Below are 21,610 nucleotides of genomic sequence, written 5' to 3'. Positions count from 1 at the left end.
TAAAAATGGCTGAACCACGTTTCGTGCACCTGAGGGTGCATAGCGACTACTCCATGATCGATGGGCTGGCGAAAACCGGGCCGCTGGTGAAAAAGGCGGCCTCATTGGGGATGCCTGCGCTAGCGATCACCGATTTTACCAACCTGTGTGGCCTGGTGAAGTTCTACGGAGCGGGCCACGGAGCCGGGATTAAACCCATTGTCGGGGCAGATTTTCACGTTCAAAGTGAACTGCTGGGCGATGAGCTGACGCATTTAACGGTGCTGGCTGCCAATAATACCGGCTATCAAAACCTGACGTTGCTTATCTCCAAAGCCTATCAGCGCGGCTACGGCGCGGCGGGGCCGATTATCGACCGCGACTGGCTGATTGAGCTGAAAGAAGGGCTGATTCTGCTTTCCGGCGGGCGCATGGGCGACGTAGGCCGGAGCCTGTTGCGCGGTAATATGGCGTTGGTTGAGCAGTGTGTTGAGTTTTACGAAGAGCACTTCCCGAACTGTTATTTCCTTGAACTGATCCGCACAGGACGTCAGGACGAAGAAGCGTACCTGCACGCTGCGGTCGCGTTGGCTGAATCGCGTGGCCTGCCGGTGGTTGCCACCAACGACGTACGATTTTTGGAGACCGGTGATTTTGACGCGCACGAAATTCGCGTCGCCATTCACGATGGTTTCACGCTTGATGACCCAAAACGCCCGCGTAACTATTCCGCTCAGCAATATATGCGCAGCGAAGACGAGATGTGCGAGCTGTTTTCTGACATCCCGGAAGCGCTGGAAAACACCGTTGAAATAGCCAAACGTTGTAACGTCACAGTGCGCCTCGGTGAATACTTCCTGCCGCAGTTCCCGACTGGCGATATGACCACCGAAGACTTCCTCGTGGCGAAGTCGAAAGAGGGGCTGGAAGAACGCCTAGAGTTCCTGTTCCCTGACCCTGAAGAGCGCGCCAAGCGCCGCCCGGAATATGACGAACGTCTGGATATCGAGCTACAGGTTATCAACCAGATGGGCTTCCCTGGCTACTTCCTCATCGTGATGGAGTTTATCCAGTGGTCGAAAGATAACGGCGTGCCGGTTGGCCCTGGTCGTGGTTCTGGTGCGGGTTCTCTGGTGGCGTATGCGCTAAAAATTACCGACCTCGACCCGCTGGAACTGGATCTGCTGTTCGAACGTTTCCTTAACCCAGAACGTGTCTCGATGCCCGACTTCGACGTTGACTTCTGTATGGAGAAACGCGACCAGGTTATTGAACACGTGGCGGAAATGTACGGTCGCGACGCGGTATCACAGATTATTACCTTCGGTACAATGGCGGCGAAAGCGGTTATCCGTGACGTGGGCCGTGTACTGGGGCATCCGTATGGTTTCGTTGACCGTATTTCTAAGCTAGTGCCGCCAGACCCAGGCATGACGCTGGCTAAAGCCTTTGAGGCTGAACCACAACTGCCAGAAATTTACGAGGCGGATGAAGAAGTTCGCGCGCTGATTGATATGGCGCGTAAGCTTGAAGGCGTCACCCGTAACGCCGGTAAACACGCCGGTGGTGTGGTTATCGCACCGACCAAAATCACCGACTTTGCGCCACTGTACTGTGATGAACAGGGGCTGCACCCGGTTACCCAGTTTGATAAGAACGACGTGGAATATGCCGGGCTGGTGAAGTTTGACTTCCTCGGCTTGCGTACGCTGACCATCATCAACTGGGCACTGGAGATGATCAATGCCCGCCGTGAACGTAACGGCGAGCCGCCGCTCGATATCGCCGCCATCCCGCTGGATGACAAGAAAAGTTTCGACATGCTGCAACGCTCCGAAACCACAGCGGTATTCCAGCTTGAATCGCGCGGCATGAAAGACCTGATTAAACGTCTACAGCCTGACTGCTTCGAAGACATGATTGCACTGGTAGCCCTGTTCCGTCCTGGCCCGCTTCAGTCAGGGATGGTAGATAACTTTATCGACCGTAAACACGGGCGCGAAGAGATTTCCTACCCAGACGTGCAGTGGCAGCATGAATGCCTGAAACCGGTACTGGAGCCAACCTATGGCATCATCCTGTACCAGGAACAGGTCATGCAGATTGCGCAGGTGCTGTCTGGCTATACCCTCGGCGGCGCGGACATGCTGCGTCGTGCGATGGGTAAGAAAAAGCCAGAGGAGATGGCTAAGCAGCGCGGCGCGTTTGAAGAAGGTGCTAGAAAGAACGGCATTGACGGCGAACTGGCGATGAAAATCTTCGACCTGGTGGAGAAGTTCGCCGGTTACGGGTTTAACAAATCGCACTCTGCGGCCTATGCGCTTGTCTCTTATCAGACGCTGTGGTTGAAGGCGCACTATCCCGCCGAGTTTATGGCGGCGGTCATGACCGCCGATATGGACAACACCGAAAAAGTGGTGGGTCTGGTGGATGAATGCTGGCGCATGGGGCTGAAAATATTGCCGCCAGATATCAATTCCGGTTTATATCATTTCCACGTTAATCATGACGGGGAAATCGTGTATGGTATCGGCGCGATTAAAGGCGTCGGTGAAGGCCCGATTGAAGCCATCATTGAAGCGCGTAACAACGGCGGCTATTTCCGCGAGCTGTTCGACCTTTGTGCGCGTACTGATACCAAAAAATTGAATCGCCGGGTGCTGGAAAAACTGATCATGTCTGGGGCGTTTGACCGCCTTGGCCCGCACCGTGCTGCGCTGATGAACTCGCTAGGCGATGCGCTGAAAGCGGCGGATCAGCACGCAAAAGCAGAAGCCATTGGCCAGGCAGATATGTTTGGCGTATTGGCGGAAGAACCTGAGCAGGTTGAAAAATCGTATGCCAACTGCCAGCCGTGGCCTGAGCAGGTGGTGCTTGATGGGGAACGTGAAACGTTAGGTCTGTACCTGACCGGCCACCCTATCAACCAGTATTTAAAAGAAATCGAGCGCTATGTCGGCGGGTATCGACTCAAAGACATGCATCCAACAGAACGTGGTAAAGTGACCACGGCTGCGGGGCTCGTGATTGCGGCGCGGGTTATGGTCACCAAGCGCGGCAATCGTATCGGCATCTGTACGCTGGATGACCGTTCCGGGCGGCTGGAGGTGATGTTATTTTCCGAAGCTCTGGAGAAGTACCAGCATTTGCTGGAAAAAGACCGCATACTTATCGTCAGCGGACAGGTCAGTTTTGATGACTTCAGCGGCGGCCTTAAAATGATGGCCCGTGAAGTGATGGACATTGACGAAGCCCGGGAAAAATACGCTCGCGGGCTTGCTATCTCGCTGACGGACAGGCAAATTGATGACCAGCTTTTAAACCGACTCCGTCAGTCTCTGGAACCCCACCGTTCGGGAACCATTCCAGTACATCTCTACTATCAGAGGGCGGATGCACGTGCGCGATTGCGTTTCGGCGCAACCTGGCGTGTCTCTCCGAGCGATCGTTTACTCAACGATCTGCGTGGCCTCATCGGTTCGGAGCAGGTGGAACTGGAGTTTGACTAATACAGGAATACTATGAGTCTGAATTTCCTTGATTTTGAACAGCCGATTGCAGAGCTGGAAGCGAAAATCGATTCTCTGACTGCGGTTAGCCGTCAGGATGAGAAACTGGATATTAATATCGATGAAGAAGTGCATCGTCTGCGCGAAAAAAGCGTAGAGCTGACGCGCAAAATCTTTGCCGATCTCGGCGCATGGCAGGTAGCCCAACTGGCGCGCCATCCACAGCGTCCGTACACCCTGGATTATGTCCGTCTGGCGTTTGATGAATTTGACGAACTGGCGGGCGATCGCGCTTATGCTGATGATAAAGCTATCGTCGGCGGCATCGCGCGTCTGGATGGTCGTCCGGTGATGATCATTGGTCATCAGAAAGGCCGTGAAACCAAAGAAAAAATCCGTCGTAACTTCGGGATGCCAGCACCAGAAGGCTACCGTAAAGCACTGCGTCTGATGGAAATGGCTGAGCGCTTCAACATGCCAATCATCACGTTCATCGACACCCCAGGCGCATACCCTGGCGTGGGCGCAGAAGAACGTGGTCAGTCTGAAGCTATCGCACGTAACCTGCGTGAAATGTCGCATCTGAGCGTACCGGTGATTTGTACCGTTATCGGTGAAGGCGGTTCCGGCGGCGCGCTGGCGATTGGCGTGGGCGATAAAGTGAATATGCTGCAATACAGCACCTATTCCGTTATCTCCCCAGAAGGTTGTGCCTCTATTCTGTGGAAAAGCGCGGATAAAGCCCCGCTGGCAGCAGAAGCAATGGGTATTATTGCACCGCGTTTGAAAGAGCTGAAACTTATCGACTCTATCATTCCAGAACCGCTGGGCGGCGCACATCGTAACCCAGAAGTCATGGCCGCTTCGCTGAAAGCACAACTGCTGGCTGACCTTGCAGATCTCGACGTGCTGAGCAAAGAAGACCTGCTCAACCGCCGCTATCAGCGCCTGATGAGCTACGGCTACGCCTGATTATCAACATCATTTTTACCTCTAAAGGCCGGATATTCCGGCCTTTTTCTTTATGTGCTGTTTATTGATAGACGATGAGGTTATGTGATTAGCCGATGATGCTGTTCTCCGGCAACACTGCGTTAACTGCCCGGCATCTGGCCGAAACTGGCAGCTAACAAGGATAAAAGGAGAATACCATGGCATTACATAAAGCTATTACATTGAGCGCCGTAGCGACAGGGATCATGTTAAGTCTGGGGGCAGCACACGCGGCTCCGTTGTTGAGCGCGACACAGGCAACGACGATGCAGGCGAGCGAGTTGGCTGCTAAAGAAAAAGCGTTAACCGATTTCCCATTGATGAATGCGGTGAAATCATCTATCCAGACCCTGCCTAACAGTGAAGTCGAAAAAATCGAACCAGGCCGCGCCAGTAATCCGGCTAACGTGAAGCGCGTTGAAAGTGTGCTAACCGAAGAGAGCTGGGATTTCTTATTCCCAATGCGAGCGCCTGAATATACCTACTCTAACTTCCTGAAGGCCATTGGCAAATTCCCTGCGGTCTGCGGAACCTATTCAGATGGTCGTGACAGCGATGCAATTTGCCGTAAGTCACTCGCGACGATGTTTGCGCACTTTGCCCAGGAAACCGGCGGTCATGAAAACTGGCGTGATATTCCTGAATGGCGTCAGGCTCTGGTCTACCTGCGAGAACTGGGTTGGACCGAAGGGCAGAAGGGCGGCTACAACGGAGAGTGCAACCCGGACGTTTGGCAGGGGCAAACGTGGCCGTGCGGTAAAGACAAAGACGGTGATTTCGTCAGCTACTTTGGTCGCGGTGCGAAACAGCTCTCCTATAACTACAACTATGGTCCATTCTCCGATGCGATGTACGGCGACGTTCGTCCGCTGCTGGATAAACCGGAAATCGTGGCCGATACGTGGATGAACCTGGCGAGTGCGGTCTTCTTCTTTGTTTATCCGCAGCCGCCGAAGCCGTCTATGCTGCATGTGATTGATGGTACATGGCAGCCAAACGATCGTGACAAGGCAAATGGCCTGGTTCCAGGCTTTGGCGTCACCACTCAGATTATTAACGGTGGTGTTGAATGTGGCGGTTCGGCGGAGAATGCCCAGTCGTTGAACCGAATCACCTATTATAAAGAGTTTGCGCATTATCTGAACGTCCCTGTTGCTGACGATGAAGTGATGGGCTGCAAAAACATGAAGCAGTTTGATGCCGGTGGTGCGGGTGCTCTGCCTATTTACTGGGAAGAGGATTGGGGATGGAGTGCTGATACCCCAGATGGCCAGGCCAATGCCTGCCAGTTAGTGGGTTATCAAACACCGTATACCGCTTTTAAAGAAGGTGATTATACGAAATGTGTTCAGCATCATTTTAATGTCGAAGTTGTTAATGATAACGGCGCGCCAGTTACGCCAACTACCGATACCGATGAAGACACCGCGCCAGCGCCAGCGGTAAATATTGCGCCAGTCGCACGTATTGCAGGGCCAGTGGGGGCGGTTGAAGCCGGTAGCCAGGTGTCACTCAGTGCCGCAGGTTCTACCGATGCTAACGGAGACAAGCTGAGCTACAGCTGGATGTCTCAGGATGGTCAACGGGTCAGCGGCGAAGATAAAGCGGTTATCCTTTTCACGGCTCCGCAAAATACGGTGGACAGTCAGTATGTTGTGAGCCTTACGGTGAGTGATGGCGTCTTGTCCAGTACCACCACCTACACCCTTAACGTGAAGGCGAAAGCCGCAGATGAAGCGGCAGATGAGACGAAAGATGGTAACGATGGCGATGTTATCAACTATCCATCCTGGAGCAGCAGCCAGACCTGGAAAGCGGGCGACATCGTCAACAACCACGGCGCGCTGTATCAATGCAAACCGTTGCCTGTTGGCGCATGGTGTAACGTCGCACCGAGTTATTACGAACCGGGCGTAGGTCTGGCATGGGGAGATGCATGGAAGGCGATGTAAGGTGAATTATCACGCCAATGCAATGCATTGGCGTGATTGCTGTTATGCTTTTACCAGGTTTATCCCGGAGGGAAGCATGAATATTATCGCCATTATGGGGCCACACGGCGTCTACTACAAAGACGAGCCTATCAAGGAGCTGGCGGACGCGCTGCTGGCGCAGGGCTTCAAAATCATCTGGCCACAAAACAGTGCCGACCTGCTGAAATTTATTGAGCACAACCCGCGTATCTGCGGGGTGATATTTGACTGGGACGAATACAACACCGATCTGTGCGGTGAGATTAACCAGTTAAATGAATACCTGCCGCTATATGCGTTCATCAATACCCATTCCACAATGGACGTAAGCGCACATGATATGCGTATGGCGCTGTGGTTCTTTGAATACGCTCTGGGCCAGGCTGAAGATATCGCCAGCCGTATCCGCCAGTACACTGATGAATACCTCGATAACATTACGCCGCCGTTTACCAAAGCGCTGTTTACCTATGTGAACGAAGGGAAATATACCTTCTGCACTCCGGGGCATATGGCGGGAACGGTTTATCAGAAAAGCCCGGTAGGCTGCCTGTTTTACGACTTTTTTGGCGCGAATACGCTGAAAGCTGACGTTTCTATTTCGGTGACTGAGCTAGGATCGCTGCTCGACCATACTGGCCCACATCTGGAAGCCGAAGAATATATTGCTCGTACTTTCGGAGCCGAGCAGAGCTACATGGTGACGAACGGCACATCGACATCAAATAAAATTGTCGGCATGTACGCCGCGCCCAGCGGCAGCACGTTACTGATTGACCGTAACTGCCATAAATCGTTGGCGCATCTGCTGATGATGAGCGACGTTGTGCCGCTGTGGTTGAAACCGACGCGTAACGCGTTGGGAATTTTGGGCGGCATTCCACAGCAGGAATTTACCCGCGGCAGTCTGCAGCGCAAAGTCGATGCCACCGAAGGCGCGCAGTGGCCGGTACATGCGGTGATCACCAACTCCACCTATGACGGCCTGCTGTACAACACCAACTGGATAAAACAAACGCTCGACGTACCGTCGATTCATTTTGATTCTGCCTGGGTTCCTTATACTCACTTCCACCCGATTTACCAGGGCAAAAGCGGCATGAGCGGCGAGCGAGTACCGGGAAAAGTGTTCTTTGAAACCCAGTCCACGCACAAGATGCTGGCGGCGCTGTCGCAGGCCTCGCTGATTCACATCAAGGGCGACTACGATGAAGATACCTTCAACGAAGCCTTTATGATGCATACCTCAACGTCGCCGAGCTATCCGATTGTCGCCTCAATTGAGACAGCGGCGGCAATGCTGCGCGGTAATTCTGGCAAGCGGCTGATTAACCGCTCGGTGGAGCGAGCGCTGCATTTTCGCAAAGAGGTACAGCGACTGCGTGAAGAGTCGGATAGCTGGTTCTTCGATATTTGGCAGCCGGAAGAAATTGATGAGGCCGAATGCTGGCCGGTTTCGCCTGGCGAAACGTGGCACGGTTTTAGCGATGCCGACGCTGAGCATATGTATCTCGACCCGGTAAAAGTGACGATTCTGACGCCGGGCATGGATGAGCAAGGCAACATGAGCGACGACGGTATTCCGGCGGCGCTGGTGGCGAAATACCTCGACGAGCATGGCGTGGTGGTAGAGAAAACAGGCCCATACAACCTGCTATTCTTATTCAGCATTGGCATCGATAAAACGCGCGCGATGGGGCTGCTGCGGGGGTTAACCGAGTTTAAGCGCGCCTATGACCTCAATTTGCGGGTCAAAAATATGCTGCCGGATTTGTACGCCGAAGATCCCGATTTCTACCGTAATATGCGCATCCAGGATTTGGCGCAGGGTATTCATAAACTGATTCGCCAGCATGACTTGCCGCGTTTAATGCTGCGGGCGTTTGATGTCCTGCCGGAGATGAAACTGACGCCGCATCGGGCATGGCAACAGCAAATTAAAGGCGAGGTAGAGACGGTCGCGCTGGAGGATTTGGTCGGGCGAATCTCCGCCAATATGATTCTACCGTATCCGCCTGGCGTACCGTTGCTAATGCCAGGAGAGATGATCACCGAACAAAGCCGCTCGGTGCTAGATTTCTTGCTGATGCTCTGTTCCATTGGACGACATTATCCGGGCTTTGAAACCGATATCCACGGGGCAAAACGCGATGAAAACGGTGTCTATCGGGTGAGAGTCCTAAAAAACGGTTGAGGGCTTGCGCGCTAATAGCTGGCGCGGGTAACGTGCTGGAAACGGTCAACGGAGAAAAACGATGCTGGGGTTAAAACAGGTTCATCACATCGCCATTATTGCGACGGATTATGCGGCGAGTAAGTCGTTCTACTGCGATATCTTAGGCTTTACGCTGCAAAGTGAGGTTTACCGCGAAGCACGTGATTCGTGGAAAGGCGACCTGGCGCTTAACGGCCAGTATGTGATTGAGCTGTTTTCGTTCCCGTTTCCGCCACTGCGCCCTAGCCGACCAGAGGCTTGCGGCCTGCGCCATTTAGCGTTCAGCGTTGATAACATCGAGGCCGCCGTGGCGCATTTACAGGCTCACGGCATCGCCTGTGAGGCGATCCGCGTTGACCCGTTCACCGATAAACGCTTTACCTTTTTCAACGATCCTGACGGCCTGCCGCTCGAACTGTATGAGCAGTAAGGCTTGTCATTGTGATACTTGCTCGGTATCGTTCCGGGCAATATCACGGTAAACACTCATTATGCTCGCACTTACGCTGAATACTTCACTTCTCACCTCTCGCCACATTTTGGTCGCTTTTAGCGGCGGTCTGGACTCTACGGTGTTGTTGCACCAGTTGGTGCAATGGCGGGCGCAACACCCCGACGTGGTTCTCCGCGCGATTCATATTCATCATGGCTTAAGCGCTCATGCCGACAGTTGGGTGGCACACTGCGAAACCGTATGCCAGCAATGGCAAGTCCCTTTGACGGTTACGCGGGTACAGCTTCAGGATGAAGGGCTAGGCGTAGAAGCACATGCGCGGCGGGCGCGCTATCAAGCCTTTGCTGATACGCTGTTACCCAATGAGATTTTAGTCACGGCGCAGCATCTTGATGACCAGTGTGAAACCTTTCTGTTGGCGCTAAAACGCGGCAGCGGCCCGGCGGGGCTTTCTGCAATGGCGGAAACTTCAACGTTTGCTAACACGCAACTGGTACGCCCGCTGTTGACGCAATCGCGTAGTCAACTGGAACAATGGGCGCGGGAGCACGGTTTGTCCTGGATTGAAGATGAAAGCAATCAGGACGACAGCTATGACCGTAATTTTCTGCGCCTGCGTGTTGTCCCTCTGTTGCAGCAGCGCTGGCCGCATTTCACCCGCGCGGTGTCGCGCAGCGCTGAGCTTTGCGGCGAGCAGGAGCAACTGTTAGATACGTTGTTGGCAGAAGAGTTGGCGCACTGCATTACGCCGCAAGGCTCACTTTCTATCGCACCATTATTGGCGATGAGCACTCCGCGCCGCTCAGCTATTCTGCGCCGCTGGCTGGATTCATTAAATGCGCCAATGCCTTCGCGCGATGCGCTGGCGCGTATCTGGGCGGAAGTGGTGATGGCGCGGGAAGATGCCACTCCTTGCCTGCGTTTCGGCGATTACGAGATTCGCCGCTACCAGTCACAACTGTGGTGGATACCGGTTATTGCCGGACAAAGTGAAACGGTCGTTTCATGGTCGTGCTGGCAGCAGCCGTTGGCGTTGCCGGATGCGTTGGGCGTGGTGCAACTTATTGACGGTGGCGATATACGCCCGCCGCACAGTGATGAAAGCGTGAGCGTGCGTTTTAAAGCGCCGGGCCAACTGCATATTGTTGGCCGACAGGGCGGGCGTAAGCTGAAGAAAATCTGGCAAGAGCAGGGGGTTCCGCCGTGGCTGCGCGATACTACACCGCTGCTGTTTTATAATGATGTGCTTATCGCGGCGGCGGGGCGGTTTGTTACGCAAGAAGGGGCGGCGATGTCGGGTTCTGGGTTGCGGTTTGTGTGGAAAAAAACGGGCAGCCAGGCCGCCCGTTTCTAAATTATGACTCGCTGACCACCACTGTACCGATTTCAGGGTGGCTAAAACTGGCAATTCGGTCGAGACGCAGCTCGCGAAGTTCGCCCGCGCTATCGACGACCAGATACTCCACGTTTTTACGGGATAACAGATCATGCGCTTTGGCTTGCAGCACTTCGCCGTCTTTCAGCTCCAGTGACAGGACGAGATGGTGCTGGCAGGCAAGCTCAAGATTGTCATAGTCATCGCAATTGATGGGTTGATAAGTATCATTCATTGACATAATCGCTCACCAGTAAGTTTGCCGCTGCATAGGCAGCTTTTTCCCTGACTGACGGAGAAAGGGCGTCATCCGCCGCGACCTCGTTCAAAACTTTCAGTACACAACCTAGCGCATCCGGGATATACCCTAAATCACCGCTGGCAATTTCCGCATAGCGTTGACGAATTAACTCACAATAGTTGCCCACATGCCCTCCTGTCAGCGCTTCAATTAAGCCTATGAAGATAATCTCTGTTTAGCAAGGTGACTATATCATACTCATTTAAGCATTATCAGCGGGATGAGCGGCGGCAGATGTAATTCGCAACAGCCTTTTGGCCCCGATTTCGCTACAATGACCCCCATTTTTCGCAGGAGTTTGTCATGGCGCTGAAAGCAACAATTTATAAAGCGGTGGTCAATGTCGCGGATATCGACCGCAACCAGTTTCTGGATGCGTCTTTAACGCTGGCCCGCCACCCATCAGAAACGCAGGAACGTATGATGCTGCGCCTGCTGGCGTGGATTAAGTACGCCGACGAGCGGCTGCAATTTACCCGTGGCCTCTCCTCGGAAGATGAGCCAGAAGTGTGGCTGCGTAACGATCATTTAGGGATCGATCTGTGGATTGAGCTTGGCCTGCCGGATGAACGGCGAATTAAAAAGGCCTGTAGCCAGTCGCAAGACGTAGCGCTGTTTACGTACAACAGCCGCGCGGCGGAAATTTGGTGGCAGCAGAACCAAAGCAAAATGGCGGGCTTTAAGAACCTGAGCATTTGGTATCTTGATGATGAACAACTGGCGAAGCTCAGCGCTTTTGCCGAGCGCACCATGACTTTACAAGCGACGTTGCAGGAAGGGTCAATTTGGCTGTCTGACGCTCAGAATAATCTGGAAATTCATCTGACGCCGTGGCAGATGCCTGCATGATTACGCTGTCCCGGCAGGTGAGTATCCCGGATGATGAGCTGACGATCACCGCTATTCGGGCGCAGGGGGCGGGCGGTCAGCACGTGAATAAAACCTCAACGGCGATTCACTTGCGTTTTGACATCCGGGCCTCTAGCCTGCCAGAGTATTATAAGGAGCGTCTACTTGCTGCCAGCCACCATTTAATTTCTGCGGATGGTGTGATTATTATTAAGGCTCAGGAATACCGCAGCCAGGAGATGAACCGCGAGGCGGCAATCGCCAGGTTGGTTTCGGTAATCCAGACGTTAACGGCAGAACAAAAAAACCGACGCCCGACGCGCCCGACGCGGGCCTCAAAAGAGCGTCGGTTAACCTCCAAAGCGCAAAAAGGCTCCGTGAAATCGTTGCGTGGAAAAGTTCGCTTCTAGTCGGACGTAGATGTAAAAGAATAAGGAATTGAGGGTGAAAAAAGCGATATTGGCCATTGCGGCTACGGGGATGTTGTTTGGATTATTCGGCTGCAATAATGCCGATGTGGCGGCGCTGAAGCCGACCCAGCCAGCCGAGCTAACGCCAATGCAGCAAAGCTGGAGTGGCGTGTTACCGTGCGCTGATTGCGAAGGTATTGAAACCTCGCTGTTCCTCGCCAAAGACGGCACATGGGTAATGAACGAGCGCTATCAGGGTGTGAGTCGTGAGCCATCATCGTTCGCCTCCTATGGTACTTGGGCGCGCACCGCCGATAAGCTGGTATTGACCGACAGCAAAGGCGAGAAATCGTATTACCGTGCTAATGGCGAAAAATTACAGATGCTCGACCGTGAAGGAAATCCGATCGAGTCGGCGATGAACTACACGCTGGAGCCGGTAAAAGCCAGCCTGCCGACGACGCCAATGGCGATGCGCGGGATGTATTTCTATATGGCGGATGCGGCAATCTTTACCGATTGTGCAACCGGCCAGCGCGTGGCGGTCGCGAATAACGCGCAGTTGGAACGTGATTATGCTGCCGCGGGCGGCGGAGAAAGCAAGCCAATCCTGCTGGTGGTTGAGGGGCACTTTACCCTTGAGCCAAACCCGGACAGCGGTGAGATGGTGAAAACTCTCGCACCAGACGGTGGGGCGAAGTTTGTTCCCGGCAAAGGTTGTAAGCAATAAAAGAAAAGGCCTCGCACAATGCGAGGCCTTTTTTTATCGCTTGGCCCGATGCGCTGGCGCATCGGGCATTTCCACTGGGCTATTAGCCTTTGATGGCTTTTACCAGGTAATCAACGATGTCGCCGGTTTTAATCAGCTGTTTTTCACCGTTACGACGGTATTTGTATTCGATATCGTCGTTGTCGAGGTTACGGTCGCCCAGCACGATGGTGTGAGGAATACCGATAAGCTCCATATCCGCGAACATCACGCCTGGACGCTCTTTACGGTCGTCCATCAGCACTTCGACACCCTGAGCGCGCAGCTCGGCGTACAGTTTCTCCGCCAGCTCCTGCACACGGTAAGATTTGTGCATGTTCATTGGCAGAATGGCAACCTGGAACGGTGCGATAGCTTCTGGCCAAACAATGCCGCGATCGTCAAAGTTCTGCTCGATAGCTGCCGCGACCACGCGAGTCACCCCGATACCGTAGCAACCCATAGTCAGGATCTGGTTACGACCGTCTTCACCCTGAACAGAGGCTTTCAGCGCTTCAGAGTACTTAGTCCCCAGCTGGAAAATGTGACCGACTTCGATACCACGTTTAATCAGCAGAGTGCCTTTACCGTCTGGGCTAGGATCGCCCGCAACTACGTTACGGATGTCTGCAACCTCTGGGGTAGCGACGTCGCGATCCCAGTTAATGCCGAAGTAGTGTTTACCGTCAATGTTAGCGCCCGCTGCGAAATCGCTCATGACGGCAACGGTACGGTCGATAACCACTGGAATCGGCAGGTTTACTGGGCCAAGAGAACCAGGACCAGCATTAACCAGCGCGCGAATTTCTTCTTCGGTTGCGAAGGTCAGCGGGCTGGCAACCTGCGGCAGTTTTTCAGCTTTAACTTCGTTCAGCTCGTGGTCGCCACGAACCAGCAGCGCAACCAGCGGAGATTTGCTGCCTTCAACCGCTTTCACCAGCAGGGTTTTAACGGTTTTTTCGATTGGCAGGTTGAACTGCTCAACCAGCTCGGCGATGGTTTTGGCATTTGGCGTATCAACCAGCGTCATCTCCTGAGTGGCAGCCGCGCGTGGCTCTTTTGGCGCAACGGCTTCAGCAAATTCGATGTTTGCTGCGTAATCAGAGGAGTCAGAGAAGATAACGTCGTCTTCACCGCTCTGTGCCAGTACCTGGAATTCGTGAGAAGCGTTACCGCCGATAGAACCGGTGTCAGCCTGCACTGCACGGAAATCCAGGCCCATACGGCTGAAGATTTTGCTGTACGCGGCGTACATCGCGTCGTAGGTTTCCTGCAAAGATTCCTGAGAAGTATGGAAAGAGTATGCATCTTTCATCAGGAACTCACGGGAGCGCATGACGCCAAAACGTGGGCGTACTTCGTCACGGAACTTAGTTTGAATCTGGAAGAAGTTCAGCGGCAGCTGCTTGTAAGAGCTCAGCTCGTTACGAATCAGGTCGGTGATGACTTCTTCGTGCGTTGGGCCGAGTACGAACGGACGCTCGCCACGGTCAACAAAACGCAGCAGTTCCGGGCCGTACTGTTCCCAACGACCACTCTCTTGCCACAGGTCAGCAGGCTGAACCACCGGCATAGACACCTCGATAGCACCGGCGTTGTTCATCTCTTCACGCACGATGTTTTCGACTTTTTTCAGGACGCGCAGGCCGGTCGGCAGCCAGGTGTATAACCCAGAGGCCAGCTTGCGGATCATCCCGGCGCGCAGCATCAGCTGGTGGCTGATAACCTCGGCGTCGGCAGGTGTCTCCTTCAGAGTGGAGAGCAGGTATTGGCTAGTACGCATGTTGTTACGGTTCCAGTTGGAAGACAAAACAGGCTCAAAACGAGCCTGGCACAAAAACAAAAGTGATTTAGTTTACCAGCGAGAAAGGGATGTCAAAAGAGAGCACAGAGAAATTACCGGGCTTCGAGCGCAAAGACCTCGAATCCAGACGGCGTTACGCGCCAGCGGACGTTAAAATCCAGTAGCCACACGGCATAGGTTTTCCCTTCTTCCTCACCTTTACGGTAGGCCGGACGCGGGTCTTGCGCCAGCACTTCCGTAATAAACTGCCGCAGATGTGGGTAGCGTTTTTCCAGCCCGCTAATCTGTTGGGCGATTTCCTCGCTGAAGGTGACGGCCACATCGGCTTGTGGTGCGTGTTGCGCATAGCTCGCGCGCGCGTCCGGCAGAGATTCGGCAAATGGCAGATATGGTTTAATGTCTACCACTGGCGTGCCGTCCACTAAGTCCAGGCCGCCTAATTGCAAAATAACCTGATCTTTATGGCAGCGGATATCTCGCAGCTCAACCAGCGACATCCCAATGGGATTGGGGCGGAAAGTTGAACGAGTAGCAAATACGCCCATACGCGCGTTACCGCCGAGCCGGGGAGGGCGCACTGTAGGACGCCAGCCGCCTTCCATCGTTTGATGGAAAACGAACAGGATCCACAGGTGGCTAAAGGCTTCCAGGCCGCGCACGGCATCGGCCTGGTTATACGGCGACAGCAAATGCAGCTCGCCACTGGCGCTGTTGACCAGCCCCGGTTGGCGAGGCACGGCGAACTTCTCCTTATAAGGAGAGCGAATTACCCCGATTTGCTCGAATGAGAAGCTGCTCATTTCGCCGTAATGTTAAGCGCGGAACCCAGACATACGGCCTGACGGTAGCAGCCTGGCGTGCCGCTGGTCACTTCACAGCTGTGCAGCAGTACGGCATTGGCTTTCATTTTAGAGGCGTTAATCTGCATACGCTTGCGAGCCGTTGGAATATTCGGCGGTGAATCTTGGTTGGTCGCCTGGCAGGATTCCCCGGTGACTTCGCCCAGGTCGCGGAATGGCTTACCGACCAGGTCTTCAGCATTGGTAATGATTCTTACCGGCGTAGCGCGTGGCGCTTTAGGTTTTGCGCTCTCCGTTTTGACGGGGGTCGCGGTGCTTTGGATGGGTTCAACAGGAGATCTGTTTAGCATGGAACAGCCACCTAACATGAGTGCTAATAAACAGACCGGTAAAGCACGCATAGTATTTCCTCGATATAGGGTAGACCAGTGGCGCTATTGAATCAGGTGCTTGCATAAATGACAAGACGGGCATACGCCCGTCTTTATAAGTAATTGCTGGAGGTAAGGTGATTACCAGCCTTTAACCGCACCGCCGTTAAAGACTTTGTTCGCTGCTTCGTACACTTCGTCAGACTGGTAAGCCTGAACAAATTTTTTCACGTTTTCCGCGTCTTTGTTGTCTTCACGGGTAACGATCAGGTTTACGTACGGAGAGTCTTTGCCTTCAACGAAGATACCGTCTTTCGCCGGAGTCAGGTTAATCTGGCTGGCGTAAGTGGTGTTGATAACGGCCAGAGCAATCTGCGCATCGTCCAGGGAACGTGGCAGCTGTGGGGCTTCCAGCTCAACAATCTTCAGGTTTTTCGGGTTTTCAGTGACATCCAGTACCGTTGGCAGCAGACCAACGTCGTCTTTCAGTTTGATCAGGCCAACTTTCTGCAGCAGCAGCAGGGAACGGCCAAGGTTAGTCGGGTCGTTTGGAACGGCAATCTGAGAACCCGGCTGTAGCTCGTCCAGCGATTTGATTTTCTTCGAGTAGCCCGCGATTGGGTAAACGAAAGTGTTACCGGCAGAAACCAGTTTGTAGCCGCGATCTTTGATCTGCTGGTCGAGGTAAGGTTTGTGCTGGAAGGCGTTGGCGTCAATGTCTCCTTTGCTCAATGCTTCGTTCGGCAGAACGTAGTCGTTAAAGGTGACCAGCTCAACATCCAGACCATATTTTTCTTTCGCGACTTTCTGCGCAACTTCAGCAACCTGCTGCTCAGCACCGACAATCACACCGACTTTAATATGGTTTGGATCTTTTTCATCTTGACCGCAACCGACGAGCGCCAGAGAACCGATCAGAGCCCCAACTGCCGCAAAGGTTTTAAAATTGAACGCCATGCTTATTTCCTTAAACTTTTGAGTTGTGTTGTGTGTAACGCTATTTATGTGTCACTGCCCGAACGATACGATCGCCAGATACTTGAATTAAATAGACCAGAACGACCAGCAATACCAGCACTGTATTCATCACAGTTGCATTATATCCAATGTAACCATACTGATAGCCAATCTGACCCAGACCACCGGCACCGACGGCCCCACCCATAGCAGAGTAGCCAACTAACGTGATCAAGGTGATAGTTGCCGCATTCACCAGGCCAGGCATCGCTTCAGGCAGCAGAACTTTACGTATGATCTGCATCGGCGTTGCCCCCATGGCGCGGGAAGCTTCAATCAGCCCAGTCGGGATTTCCAGCAGGGCGTTTTCTACCATACGGGCGATAAACGGTGCTGCACCCACGGTCAGCGGAACGATTGCCGCCTGTAGGCCGATAGATGTCCCGACGATAATGCGGGTAAATGGAATCATCCATACCAGCAAAATAATGAACGGGATGGAACGGAAGATGTTAACCAGCGCAGAGAGTACGCGGTAGAGCTTGCCGTTCTCGATAATTTGCCCTGGGCGTGTAACGTATAACAGTACGCCGACCGGCAGGCCAATCACGAAGCCGAAAAAGCCTGACACGAATGTCATGGCTAGCGTTTCCCAAACGCCGCGCACCAATAACCACATCATCGGCTCAGACATAACCCAATACCTCTACTTTTACATGGTGCTGCTGCAACCAGGCGATGGCTGCTTGTGTATCTTCAGGCGTACCGTGCATTTCCGTCAGCATAATGCCGAACTTCACGCCACCTGCGTAATCCATCTGCGCGCTAATAATGTTGTTGTTAACGTTAAAGCGACGTGCCGTTTCCGACAGCAGCGGTGCATCGACAGAATGACCGGTGAACTCCATGCGTAGCATCGGCATACTGTCGGCATTCTGTTCTGCTTTCAGACGTGCCAGGTAATCTTCCGGGATGTCCAGATGCAGCGTGGATTGAATGAACTGCTGCGCCAGCGGCGTCTTCGGATGCGAGAACACTTCGCTAACCGTATCTTGTTCAATCAGTTCACCGTTGCTGATAACGGCTACGCAGTCACAAATGCGCTTCACGACGTCCATTTCATGGGTGATGAGCAGAATCGTCAGCCCCAGACGACGGTTAATGTCTTTCAGCAGCTCCAGAATAGCGCGGGTAGTGGCTGGGTCCAGCGCGCTGGTGGCTTCATCGCACAGCAGCACTTTCGGGTTGCTCGCCAGCGCACGGGCAATCGCCACACGCTGTTTCTGACCGCCGGACAGGTTCGACGGGTAGCTATCGTGTTTGTCGCCAAGACCAACGAGATCCAGCAGCTCAGTGACGCGGCGCTTGATTTCCTCCTTCGACAGGTTGTCCAGTTCCAGTGGCAGCGCCACGTTGCCAAACACGGTGCGTGATGACAGCAGGTTAAAGTGCTGGAAAATCATGCCAATCTGGCGACGTGCTTTAGTCAGCGCCGTCTCAGATAACGCAGTCAGTTCCTGGCCGTCTACCTGAACGCTGCCTTCAGTTGGGCGCTCAAGCAGGTTCACGCAGCGAATCAGCGTACTTTTGCCAGCACCAGATGCGCCAATGACGCCATAAATTTGCCCAGCAGGCACGTGCAGGCTGACGTTGTTCAGCGCCTGTATTGTGCGGTGGCCCTGCTGGAACACTTTGGTAATATTCGAAAGTTTAATCATTGGATTATTTATTATCGCTTAGCTGTTATCCGTGGCATTTTCTTCTGCTATAGACGGGAAATGACCGTCAACAAAATGGATGTTAAGGCATCTAGACGTCTAAATCAATCTGATTTATGCGATCGACGCTTTCTTGCCTGGCGAAACATGCGATACTAAGGGCACATGCCTTATTCAGGAGCAACACGGTGGCAAAGTCCGTACCCGCTATTTTTCTCGATCGTGATGGCACGATTAATGTCGATCATGGCTATGTTCATGAAATAGATGATTTTGAATTTATCGATGGCGTTATTGACGCTATGCGTGAATTAAAAGAAATGGGCTATGCCCTGATACTGGTGACCAACCAGTCCGGTATCGCTCGCGGGAAATTTACCGAAGCGCAGTTCGAAACGCTGACGGAGTGGATGGACTGGTCTTTGGCTGACCGTGGTGTCGATCTTGATGGTATCTATTATTGCCCGCACCACCCACAGGGAACAGTAGAAGAATACCGCCAGGTGTGCGACTGCCGTAAGCCACATCCGGGAATGTTCAAGTCAGCGCAGGAATATCTGCACATTGATATGGCTTCTTCTTATATGGTCGGTGACAAAATAGAAGATATGCAGGCTGCGGCTGCGGCGAATGTCGGAACTAAAGTTCTGGTGCGTACAGGCAAACCGGTCACTGAAGAGGCGGAAAAAGCCGCGGATTGGGTGATTAATAGCCTTGCAGAGCTGCCTGCTGCTATCAAAAAGCATAAATAATCAACGTAACGATGAAAAGGTGAGCGGTTGAAAGAAAAATTCATTTTTCCCCTTGTCAGCCTGAAATAACTCCCTATAATGCGCTCCCACTGACACGGAACAACGGCAAACAAGCCGCCGGGTCAGAAGGCCTCCTTCGGGAATGCCGCCGGAGAAAAGCGAAAATAAACGCTTGACTCTGAAGGAGGAAGGCGTAATATACGCCACCTCGCAACGGTGAGCTTAACGCCGCGTTGCACTGCTCTTTAACAATTTATCAGACAATCTGTGTGGGCACTCAATGATACGGATTCTTAACGTCGCAAGACGAAAAATGAATACCAAGTCTCTGAGTGAACACGTAATTCATTACGAAGTTTAATTCACGAGCATCAAACTTAAATTGAAGAGTTTGATCATGGCTCAGATTGAACGCTGGCGGCAGGCCTAACACATGCAAGTCGAACGGTAGCACAGAGAGCTTGCTCTCGGGTGACGAGTGGCGGACGGGTGAGTAATGTCTGGGAAACTGCCCGATGGAGGGGGATAACTACTGGAAACGGTAGCTAATACCGCATAACGTCGCAAGACCAAAGTGGGGGACCTTCGGGCCTCACACCATCGGATGTGCCCAGATGGGATTAGCTAGTAGGTGGGGTAATGGCTCACCTAGGCGACGATCCCTAGCTGGTCTGAGAGGATGACCAGCCACACTGGAACTGAGACACGGTCCAGACTCCTACGGGAGGCAGCAGTGGGGAATATTGCACAATGGGCGCAAGCCTGATGCAGCCATGCCGCGTGTATGAAGAAGGCCTTCGGGTTGTAAAGTACTTTCAGCGAGGAGGAAGGTGTTGTGGTTAATAACCGCAGCAATTGACGTTACTCGCAGAAGAAGCACCGGCTAACTCCGTGCCAGCAGCCGCGGTAATACGGAGGGTGCAAGCGTTAATCGGAATTACTGGGCGTAAAGCGCACGCAGGCGGTTTGTTAAGTCAGATGTGAAATCCCCGGGCTCAACCTGGGAACTGCATTTGAAACTGGCAAGCTTGAGTCTCGTAGAGGGGGGTAGAATTCCAGGTGTAGCGGTGAAATGCGTAGAGATCTGGAGGAATACCGGTGGCGAAGGCGGCCCCCTGGACGAAGACTGACGCTCAGGTGCGAAAGCGTGGGGAGCAAACAGGATTAGATACCCTGGTAGTCCACGCTGTAAACGATGTCGACTTGGAGGTTGTGCCCTTGAGGCGTGGCTTCCGGAGCTAACGCGTTAAGTCGACCGCCTGGGGAGTACGGCCGCAAGGTTAAAACTCAAATGAATTGACGGGGGCCCGCACAAGCGGTGGAGCATGTGGTTTAATTCGATGCAACGCGAAGAACCTTACCTACTCTTGACATCCACGGAATTTAGCAGAGATGCTTTAGTGCCTTCGGGAACCGTGAGACAGGTGCTGCATGGCTGTCGTCAGCTCGTGTTGTGAAATGTTGGGTTAAGTCCCGCAACGAGCGCAACCCTTATCCTTTGTTGCCAGCGGTTCGGCCGGGAACTCAAAGGAGACTGCCAGTGATAAACTGGAGGAAGGTGGGGATGACGTCAAGTCATCATGGCCCTTACGAGTAGGGCTACACACGTGCTACAATGGCATATACAAAGAGAAGCGACCTCGCGAGAGCAAGCGGACCTCATAAAGTATGTCGTAGTCCGGATTGGAGTCTGCAACTCGACTCCATGAAGTCGGAATCGCTAGTAATCGTAGATCAGAATGCTACGGTGAATACGTTCCCGGGCCTTGTACACACCGCCCGTCACACCATGGGAGTGGGTTGCAAAAGAAGTAGGTAGCTTAACCTTCGGGAGGGCGCTTACCACTTTGTGATTCATGACTGGGGTGAAGTCGTAACAAGGTAACCGTAGGGGAACCTGCGGTTGGATCACCTCCTTACCTTAAAGAAACGTTTGTTGAAGTGTCCACACAGATTGTCTGATGAAAAATAGCAGTAAGAATCTCTGCAGGCTTGTAGCTCAGGTGGTTAGAGCGCACCCCTGATAAGGGTGAGGTCGGTGGTTCAAGTCCACTCAGGCCTACCAAATTCGCCTCCGTTCTGCGTTATGGCGATGCTCACATACATAAGTATGCTTCGCATCACCACGCCTTGCCCGGAAACGAATTAGGGTAACAGAGATTAAGTTTTTGCGATGGGGTTATAGCTCAGCTGGGAGAGCGCCTGCCTTGCACGCAGGAGGTCTGCGGTTCGATCCCGCATAGCTCCACCATCCTTTTACTGCGAAAAACACAAGAAAACTTCAGAGTGTACCTGAAAAGGTTCACTGCGAAGTTTTGCTCTTTAAAAATCTGGATCAAGCTGAAAATTGAAACGACACACTGTGTCTGTTCTCCGTAATAAGAACAGATAAGCGGTGTGTT

The 21,610-nt window shown here is 53.1% G+C and carries 18 protein-coding genes, 2 tRNA genes and 1 rRNA gene; 13 read left to right on the top strand and 8 right to left on the bottom strand.

Translation table 11 applies throughout. The annotated features are described in order from the left end of the window. Window positions 1-5: 5 nt before the first annotated feature. The 6 genes from dnaE to tilS all read left to right on the top strand — a co-directional run bounded on the left by dnaE (window position 6) and on the right by tilS (window position 10,477). Window positions 6-3,488: a DNA polymerase III subunit alpha gene (gene dnaE / locus AC6I4B_RS18780; protein WP_497767316.1), complete on the top strand. Its 3,483-nt coding sequence runs from the start codon at window positions 6-8 to the stop codon at window positions 3,486-3,488. Between the two features lie 12 nt (window positions 3,489-3,500). Further along, complete coding sequence (accA, locus tag AC6I4B_RS18775) at window positions 3,501-4,460, top strand: acetyl-CoA carboxylase carboxyl transferase subunit alpha (protein WP_497767314.1); 960 nt, start codon at window positions 3,501-3,503, stop codon at window positions 4,458-4,460. Between the two features lie 179 nt (window positions 4,461-4,639). Next, the gene (locus tag AC6I4B_RS18770; RefSeq protein WP_497767313.1) at window positions 4,640-6,433 is read left to right on the top strand and encodes a glycoside hydrolase family 19 protein; all 1,794 of its coding nucleotides are present in this window, start codon (window positions 4,640-4,642) and stop codon (window positions 6,431-6,433) included. Between the two features lie 76 nt (window positions 6,434-6,509). Continuing rightward, the gene (locus AC6I4B_RS18765) at window positions 6,510-8,648 is read left to right on the top strand and encodes a lysine decarboxylase LdcC (RefSeq protein WP_497767311.1); all 2,139 of its coding nucleotides are present in this window, start codon (window positions 6,510-6,512) and stop codon (window positions 8,646-8,648) included. 61 nt (window positions 8,649-8,709) lie between these two features. Then, the gene (locus tag AC6I4B_RS18760) at window positions 8,710-9,099 is read left to right on the top strand and encodes a VOC family protein (RefSeq protein WP_497767309.1); all 390 of its coding nucleotides are present in this window, start codon (window positions 8,710-8,712) and stop codon (window positions 9,097-9,099) included. Window positions 9,100-9,160: 61 nt separating this feature from the next. Further along, window positions 9,161-10,477 carry a tRNA lysidine(34) synthetase TilS gene (gene tilS / locus AC6I4B_RS18755; protein WP_497767307.1) on the top strand — a complete coding sequence of 439 codons (1,317 nt, stop codon included), beginning with the start codon at window positions 9,161-9,163 and terminating at the stop codon, window positions 10,475-10,477. 1 nt (window position 10,478) lies between these two features. Here the strand turns inward: tilS and rof are convergent, their stop codons facing one another. Both rof and AC6I4B_RS18745 read right to left on the bottom strand, forming a co-directional pair. Further along, entirely contained in the window at window positions 10,479-10,739 is a 261-nt protein-coding gene (gene rof / locus AC6I4B_RS18750; protein ID WP_497767305.1) for a Rho-binding antiterminator, read from the bottom strand. Then, the gene (locus AC6I4B_RS18745; RefSeq protein WP_497767304.1) at window positions 10,726-10,926 is read right to left on the bottom strand and encodes a YaeP family protein; all 201 of its coding nucleotides are present in this window, start codon (window positions 10,924-10,926) and stop codon (window positions 10,726-10,728) included. The genes rof and AC6I4B_RS18745 overlap by 14 nt, the downstream gene beginning before the upstream one ends. Before the next feature lie 176 nt (window positions 10,927-11,102). Between AC6I4B_RS18745 and AC6I4B_RS18740 the strand changes: the two genes are divergently transcribed. Genes AC6I4B_RS18740 through nlpE form a run of 3 tightly spaced genes read left to right on the top strand, consistent with a single transcriptional unit; the run spans window position 11,103 to window position 12,788 of the window. Beyond that, window positions 11,103-11,648, top strand: a complete 546-nt coding sequence (locus AC6I4B_RS18740; protein WP_497767302.1) for a YaeQ family protein — start codon at window positions 11,103-11,105, stop codon at window positions 11,646-11,648. Next, a complete protein-coding gene (arfB, locus tag AC6I4B_RS18735) occupies window positions 11,645-12,058 on the top strand; it encodes an alternative ribosome rescue aminoacyl-tRNA hydrolase ArfB (RefSeq protein ID WP_497767301.1) in 414 nt (137 codons plus the stop codon). The genes AC6I4B_RS18740 and arfB overlap by 4 nt, the downstream gene beginning before the upstream one ends. Before the next feature lie 34 nt (window positions 12,059-12,092). Continuing rightward, a complete protein-coding gene (nlpE, locus tag AC6I4B_RS18730; protein ID WP_497767300.1) occupies window positions 12,093-12,788 on the top strand; it encodes an envelope stress response activation lipoprotein NlpE in 696 nt (231 codons plus the stop codon). An 82-nt stretch (window positions 12,789-12,870) separates the two neighbouring features. Here the strand turns inward: nlpE and proS are convergent, their stop codons facing one another. From proS to metN, 6 genes are all read right to left on the bottom strand, one after another. Next, window positions 12,871-14,589 (bottom strand): proline--tRNA ligase, encoded by a 1,719-nt coding sequence (gene proS, locus AC6I4B_RS18725; protein WP_497767298.1) that lies wholly within the window; start codon window positions 14,587-14,589, stop codon window positions 12,871-12,873. Window positions 14,590-14,702: 113 nt separating this feature from the next. Further along, complete coding sequence (gene tsaA, locus AC6I4B_RS18720; RefSeq protein ID WP_497767297.1) at window positions 14,703-15,410, bottom strand: tRNA (N6-threonylcarbamoyladenosine(37)-N6)-methyltransferase TrmO; 708 nt, start codon at window positions 15,408-15,410, stop codon at window positions 14,703-14,705. Further along, the gene (gene rcsF, locus AC6I4B_RS18715) at window positions 15,407-15,811 is read right to left on the bottom strand and encodes an envelope stress sensor lipoprotein RcsF (protein WP_497767295.1); all 405 of its coding nucleotides are present in this window, start codon (window positions 15,809-15,811) and stop codon (window positions 15,407-15,409) included. The genes tsaA and rcsF overlap by 4 nt, the downstream gene beginning before the upstream one ends. A gap of 111 nt (window positions 15,812-15,922) precedes the next feature. After that, entirely contained in the window at window positions 15,923-16,738 is an 816-nt protein-coding gene (metQ, locus tag AC6I4B_RS18710) for a methionine ABC transporter substrate-binding lipoprotein MetQ (RefSeq protein ID WP_497767294.1), read from the bottom strand. A 40-nt stretch (window positions 16,739-16,778) separates the two neighbouring features. After that, window positions 16,779-17,432, bottom strand: coding sequence for a methionine ABC transporter permease MetI (locus AC6I4B_RS18705; protein ID WP_497767292.1), 654 nt, complete (start codon window positions 17,430-17,432; stop codon window positions 16,779-16,781). Beyond that, a complete protein-coding gene (gene metN, locus AC6I4B_RS18700) occupies window positions 17,425-18,456 on the bottom strand; it encodes a methionine ABC transporter ATP-binding protein MetN (protein ID WP_497767290.1) in 1,032 nt (343 codons plus the stop codon). The genes AC6I4B_RS18705 and metN overlap by 8 nt, the downstream gene beginning before the upstream one ends. Window positions 18,457-18,644: 188 nt before the next feature. On the opposite strand from metN, the gene gmhB reads away from it, so the two are divergent. From gmhB to AC6I4B_RS18680, 4 genes are all read left to right on the top strand, one after another. Next, a complete protein-coding gene (gene gmhB / locus AC6I4B_RS18695) occupies window positions 18,645-19,208 on the top strand; it encodes a D-glycero-beta-D-manno-heptose 1,7-bisphosphate 7-phosphatase (protein WP_497767288.1) in 564 nt (187 codons plus the stop codon). A 379-nt stretch (window positions 19,209-19,587) separates the two neighbouring features. Next, window positions 19,588-21,127, top strand: a 16S ribosomal RNA gene (locus AC6I4B_RS18690). 69 nt (window positions 21,128-21,196) lie between these two features. After that, window positions 21,197-21,273: transfer RNA gene (locus AC6I4B_RS18685), tRNA-Ile, on the top strand. 110 nt (window positions 21,274-21,383) lie between these two features. Then, window positions 21,384-21,459 (top strand) — tRNA-Ala (locus tag AC6I4B_RS18680). Window positions 21,460-21,610: the final 151 nt, after the last annotated feature.

It is taken from the genome of Kluyvera fluvialis (assembly GCF_059725275.1).
Note: the sequence above shows the minus strand (reverse complement) of the source record. Positions and strands in the feature narration are given on the sequence as shown.